The organism is Rhodococcus sp. NPDC003382 (genome assembly GCF_053589135.1).
On the sequence record NZ_JBSFRH010000089.1, the window covers coordinates 1 to 5934 of the forward strand.

General features: G+C 65.4%; 2 protein-coding genes and 5 pseudogenes. 4 read left to right on the forward strand and 3 right to left on the reverse strand.

Annotated features, from left to right (window positions below):
• Window positions 1-1160, reverse strand: a 1160-nt coding sequence (locus tag ACWDUD_RS30275; RefSeq protein ID WP_450111732.1) for an ISL3 family transposase, incomplete at its 3' end; no start/stop codon positions are given.
• 238 nt (window positions 1161-1398) lie between these two features.
• Here ACWDUD_RS30275 and istA point away from each other — a divergent pair.
• Entirely contained in the window at window positions 1399-2949 is a 1551-nt protein-coding gene (istA, locus tag ACWDUD_RS30280) for an IS21 family transposase (RefSeq protein ID WP_248673077.1), read from the forward strand.
• Between the two features lie 47 nt (window positions 2950-2996).
• Window positions 2997-3545: pseudogene (locus ACWDUD_RS30285) on the forward strand (ATP-binding protein); the annotation flags it as partial.
• A 35-nt stretch (window positions 3546-3580) separates the two neighbouring features.
• On the opposite strand, the pseudogene ACWDUD_RS30290 reads toward ACWDUD_RS30285, so the two are convergent.
• A pseudogene (locus ACWDUD_RS30290) lies at window positions 3581-4791 on the reverse strand (IS3 family transposase).
• Window positions 4792-4848: 57 nt separating this feature from the next.
• Between ACWDUD_RS30290 and ACWDUD_RS30295 the strand changes: the two are divergent.
• A pseudogene (locus tag ACWDUD_RS30295) lies at window positions 4849-5073 on the forward strand (ATP-binding protein); the annotation flags it as partial.
• A 145-nt stretch (window positions 5074-5218) separates the two neighbouring features.
• Window positions 5219-5737: pseudogene (locus tag ACWDUD_RS30300) on the forward strand (TauD/TfdA family dioxygenase); the annotation flags it as partial.
• Between the two features lie 68 nt (window positions 5738-5805).
• Here the strand turns inward: ACWDUD_RS30300 and ACWDUD_RS30305 are convergent.
• Window positions 5806-5934 (reverse strand): annotated as a pseudogene (locus ACWDUD_RS30305) (Mu transposase domain-containing protein); the annotation flags it as partial.

The window sequence follows — 5934 nt, forward strand, 5'->3', positions numbered from 1 at the left end:
AGTGGCTGCAGAAACCTGCGGACGGTCTTGGCGCTGCCTCGGTAGCCGCGTTCGGTGATCTCCGCGGTCAGGCGGGCGGCGTCGGTGCATCCCGCAGCGAAGCGTTCTCGCAGGTAGGGTTCGTGCTCACTCAGCAGGGTGGGTCCTGCCGTCCGAGTGGTGGTCAACAGCTCGTCGACGGTACGAGCGCGGGCGAAGCGACGCACGGTCTTGCGGTCGAGACGCAGTTCCCTGCTGATCGCCGAGATCGTCATCCCGCTCGAAACGAGTTGATGCACGGCTGTGTGCCGTTCCCTGGTCCGGGAGACCAACCGGCCGTCCGGCATCTCTGCGCCTGAAGGACTTGTACCGCAATTGCTCTCGGTATGTTGGTCCGTCGCGTTGGGGTCTGTGAGTTCGGGTGGTGGACGAAGATCGGCGCGGTGCCGAACAACCGTGTCCTCCACCGCGCCGACGAGGTTGTGCCACAGATGCCACCGATCGGCGACCTGCACCGCATCCGGTGCGCCGGTGCGCACTGCTTCGGCGTAGGCACCGGCACGGTCACGACACACCACCTCGGCGCCGGGGTGTTCCTGCAGCCATGCGGCGACGGTGCCGCTGGTGCGGTCCGGCAGCAGATCGATAGGCCGGCTCGTGGTCAGGTCCACGACGACGGTGCCGTAATGGTGGCCGCGGCGGATCGCGAAATCATCGACACCCAGAATCGGGGTCTGCTCGATGGGCCGGTCCGGGATCGCACGCACCGCCCGCAGCAGGGTGTCGCGGCCGACCTCGATCCCGAGCCGGGCTGCCAGGCGGGCGCCGGCGCGGCCGGCCAGCGCCAGCCCGATCGCTTCGAGTACCGCGTCGAGCACGGTTGTGCGGCGGGCGAACCGTTTCGTCAAACCGGGTATCTGTTCGGCGAATGTGATTGTCGTGCAGTGCGTGTTGACGCAGAAGAATCGACGGACGGTCAGTTCGAGTACGACCGGGCGGGCACCGATCGCGGTGTCGGCCGGTCGGCGGCGGTACCGGGAATGGACCCGGCTCGACGAGGTGTCGCACTTCGGGCACTGCGCCTGGTTGCGGTGAGGGTGGGCGTGGATCCGGATCGTGGAGCCGGCGAGGCGGACGGCGTCGACTACGACGTCGGTCAGATGCGGCAGCAGGGCCGTCAGGGGCGCGAGGTCACACCATGATGATCTTGGTTGCTACCGAATCATCCCTGATCAGGAGGCCGTTAGGACCTTCACGGAAAGTGCGACAGATCCACGTAATTCCTCACCCGGCCGTCACGTAATTCCCCACCTTCGGGGCGTGTCGGCCGGGGTGTGGGTGCTGCTGCAGGTTCGCTTCTTCTCGAGGTCCACCGAGGGCCTGGGAAGGAGCCCGACGGTGGCAAGGAGAACGTGGACGATGACCGATCTGATGGAGTTGTTCCGGCATTGGCATGCCGGCCGCTCCCAGGTGCAGATCTCGACAGCCCTGGGACTCGACCGCAAGACCATCCGGAAGTACCTGGCCCCGGCGCTGGCGGCCGGGTTGAGCCCGGGCGAGGGCAACAAGTTCGACGAGAATCTCTGGCGCGAGTTGATCGCGGCCTGGTTCCCGGAAGTGGTGGACCCGACGGCGCGGGCGGTGACCTGGCCGGCGATCGCCGCCCATCACAGGTGGATCGAAGGGCAACTCGACGAGTCGGTGACCGTGGCGACCATTGCCCAACGCCTACGCGACGACCACCACGTCGCCGTGTCCGAATCGACCGTGCGTCGGTATATCGCAACGCAATTCGCCGACCGGGTCGCGGCGTCGAAGGCCACGATGCCCCGCGGACCGGTCCCGCCGGGCGACGAGGGGCAGGTCGACTACGGCAAGCTGGGGATGTGGCGCGATCCGGCGACGGACCGGCGGGTGGCGGTGTGGGCGTTCGCGATGATCCTGGCGTGTTCGCGGATGCTGTTCGTGCAGCCCGTGCTGCGGATGGATCAAACCTCATGGTGCGCCTCGCATGTGGCCGCGTTCGAGTTCTTCGGTGGCGCTCCTGCACGGATGGTGTGCGACAACCTCAAAACCGGGGTCGACCGCCCAGATCTCTACGATCCGCAGATCAACCGGGCCTATGCCGAACTCGCCGGGTTCTATCAGGTGCTCATCGATCCGGCCCGGGCCGGCAAACCCAAGGACAAACCCCGGATCGAGCGGCCGATGCCCTATATCCGGGACTCGTTCTTCCGGGGCCGTGAGTTCACCTCGCTGGCGCAGATGCAGGCCGCCGCGCTGACATGGTGCACCGACGTCTACGGCCGGCACCAGCATCGCGGCCTCGACGGTGCGCACCCGGCGGTGGTGTTCGATGCCGTCGAGAAGCACGCCTTGACGCCGTTGCCGCCGCGGCCGTTCGAGCCGGTGGTCTACTCCACCGGCAAGCTCGCCCCGGACTGCCACGTCAAGGCCGGCAAAGCGTTGTATTCGGCGCCGTGGCGGCTGATCGGCCGGCAACTGCTGGTGCGCACCAGCGGCGATGTGGTGCAGATCTTCCACGACGAGCAGGTCGTGGCCACCCATGTGCGCCGACTGTCGGGGCGGGCGACGAATCCCGAGCACTACCCGCCGGCGAAGACCGCGTTCACGTTGCAGACCGTGGTGTGGTGCCGGGCCCAGGCCGAGCAGATCGGGCCCGGTGCGGTCGCGATCGTCGACGAGTTGTCACAGGTCAACGCGATCCACCGGCTGCGGTCGATCCAGGGCATCGTCCGGTTGCGGTCGCGTTACGACGATGCCCGGGTCGATGCGGCCTGCGCCCGCGCCCTCGAGGTCGGTGATCCGCGTTATCGCACCGTCAAGGGCATCCTCGCCGCCGGCACCGAACACGACGAGTGCGACGAGCACGACACCGCCGATGCCAGTGTCACCGTCCCGGCGTTGCTGCGCGGACCCGAAGCGTTCGATACCGAACGCTCCGCGTGAGATCTGTTGATCGACTGCCTCTTTCCCTTCTTCAGGAGACTCCTGTCATGACCATTCATGATCCCAGTCTGCGTGCTGCGCTGAAAACCTTGAAGCTGACCGGCATGCTCGACACGCTCGACGCTCGGCTGGCGCAAACCCGCGACGGGCAGCTCGGGCACCTCGAGTTCCTGCAGGTGCTCTGCGAGGACGAGATCGCCCGCCGGGAAACCGCCGCCCTGGCCCGGCGGGTGCGCCGGGCCAAGTTCGAGCAGCAGGCCACCTTCGAGGACTTCGATTTCACCGCCAACCCGAAACTCCCGGCCGCGATGCTGCGGGACCTCGCTGCACTGCGGTGGCTCGACGCCGGCGAGTCGGTGATCCTCTACGGCCCCGTCGGTGTCGGGAAAACCCATGTGGCACAAACACTTGGGCATCATGTGGCCCGCCGGGGTGGGGATGTGCGGTTCGTCAAGTGTTCCCGGATGCTCGCCGACCTGGCCGGTGGACACGCCGATCGCACCATCGGCCAACGCATGCGTGAATACGCCCGGCCGGCGGTGTTGATCATCGACGACTTCGCGATGCGCGAGCACACCACCACCCAGTCCGATGATCACTGAGGTTGCCCCTCGAGAGTGGACACCGGATTTCATGCGGCGAGTGCGAGCGTAGCCGATGCGGTCAATCGTCGTTCGAACTCGATCGGTGCCAGATAACCCAACGAGGAATGACGCCGCCGCCGGTTGTAGTACGACAACCACCCGAACAACTCCAGACGCGTCCGCGCCTTCGACATCGCGGCACGACCATGCAGCCATTCACGCTTCAAACCCTGAAAGAACGACTCCGCCAAAGCATTGTCGTAACTTGACCCCACACGACCCCGACTCATTCGAATCCCATGCGCGGCACAGAATGTCGCGAATTCCGCCGAAGTGTACTGCGCTCCGCGATCGCTGTGAAAAATCACGCCGTCCACACTGCCACCGCGAGTGACGACAGCCATCGCGAGCGCGTCGGTGACCAACTCGGTACGCATGTGCTCGGCGATGGACCACCCCACCACCCGACGTGAACAGATGTCGATCACCGTCGCCAGATACAACCACGACGACCCCACCGGAATGTACGTAATGTCGCCGCACCACCGGGTGTCGAGCTCGTCGGCGGTGAAATCGCGACCGATCAGATCAGGTACCGCCGACGCCTGCGGATCGGGGATCGTGGTGCGCCGGCCACGCCGCAGATGCCGACCGACGATGCGGTGGCCACGCATCAACCGCGTGACCTTTTTGCGGTTGATGCACACCCCGAGTTCCCGCAGTTCGGCGTGGATGCGAGGTGCACCGTAGGCACCGCGATGCTCGGTGTGGATCCGGCGGATCTGTGCGACGGTCGCAGCCTCCTGCTTGGCATGCTCGGCACGAGCATCGGCGGTGGCCAGGTGCCGGTAATAGCCGGACCGGGAGGTACCGAGGACCCGACACAGCCGCTGCACGCCGAACTCGTCGCGGTGGGTGGAGATGAAGTCCCAGCGGCAGGTCTTCACTTCATCTCCTGCGCGAAATAGGCGGCTGCCCGGCGCAGGATCTCACGTTCGAGCTGCCATTCCTTCTCCGAGCTGCGCAGCCGGGCGTTCTCTGCCCGCAAGCGCGCCAACTCATCGGCTGCAGTCTCGCCGCCAACGGCCGCTGAGCCCTGGTCCGAGGCGTTGTCCTTGCGGACCCAGGTCCGCAAGGTCTCGCCGCTGATGCCCAGGTCCGAGGCCACCGCCGCGTAGGTGCGGGTGCCGCCACCGGCGCGATACAACGCAACCGCGTCCCGGCGGAACTCTTCCGTGTACTGAGACTGACGTCCCATGTGAACATCCCTCCTGGTTCTTCTGCGAACCATTGTCAGGGTGTCCACTCCGAGGGGGCAGCCTCACTCTACGATCTGGTCTCCGATCGGGCGATCGCCGGGAAGCCGTTGATTTTGACGAGCAACAGGGCCCCGAAGGACTGGTACCCGCTGTTCCCGAATCCGGTCGTGGCCGAGTCTCTGCTCGATCGGTTGATCAACACCAGTCACCAGGTCCTGATGGACGGTCCGTCCTACCGGCCCCGCAAGCGCCCCGGCCGCATTCCCGATGGCACCGCCTGACCCCAACCCGACCGCCGGGTTACGCTCACTCCAGCACGCCCGGACATGGGGAATTCCTTGACGGATACCCCTGGGGAATTACGTGACCGTCGACACATCCGGCGGGGACATCCTCACGGGAAGCCGAGCATCACTGACGTTGTACGTGCAAGATGTGGATTCTGCAGCCGAATGGTATTCGGCCGTCTTCGGGTGTGATCCCATATACCGAGGGACGGACCGCAGCCTCGAAGGAGCTGCCACGACTGTCGTTGCGTTCCGGCTGGCCGGACTGAAGGTCTTCCTCAGTCCCGCCAAGCGTCCGTCCGAGTCTCAGGGAGCAGCACGCCCGACACATTCGACATTGGTCTTCATGACCACGCGTGAACTGAAGCACGTACATGATGAATTAGCTTCCCGCGGAGCCATTTTCGACAACGCCGAACATGTCGACGATTTCCCCGCCAACAAGGACGGGATACGTGTCGGACGAGATGCCGACTTCTTTTGGTTCTATGACCCCGTGGGCAATCGGATGGAATTCTGTCGTGTCCACAGCGATAGGATCGACATCCTCAGCCTGATGTGTATGCACCCCGCGAAGATCGGTGGACACAGCTTCTTCGCCAGTTCCCTGGCTGTCTACGAAACCGTCAAGAAGGAACAGCCCGAGTATCTCGAGATCCTCGAACGCGGTTCCCCACAGTGGCGAAATGGCGAACAGACGCCAGGCGACGAGGAGATCACGCCGTACTGCGAGGCGGTGACGATGTCGATCACCTCGCCGCCGAGCCTGCGGGTGACGTGCACCTGCGCTGCCGCCAGTTCCGGGGGCACCGAGTAGCGGTTGCCGCGGTAGGCCACCAACGCTTGCCGGGAGAC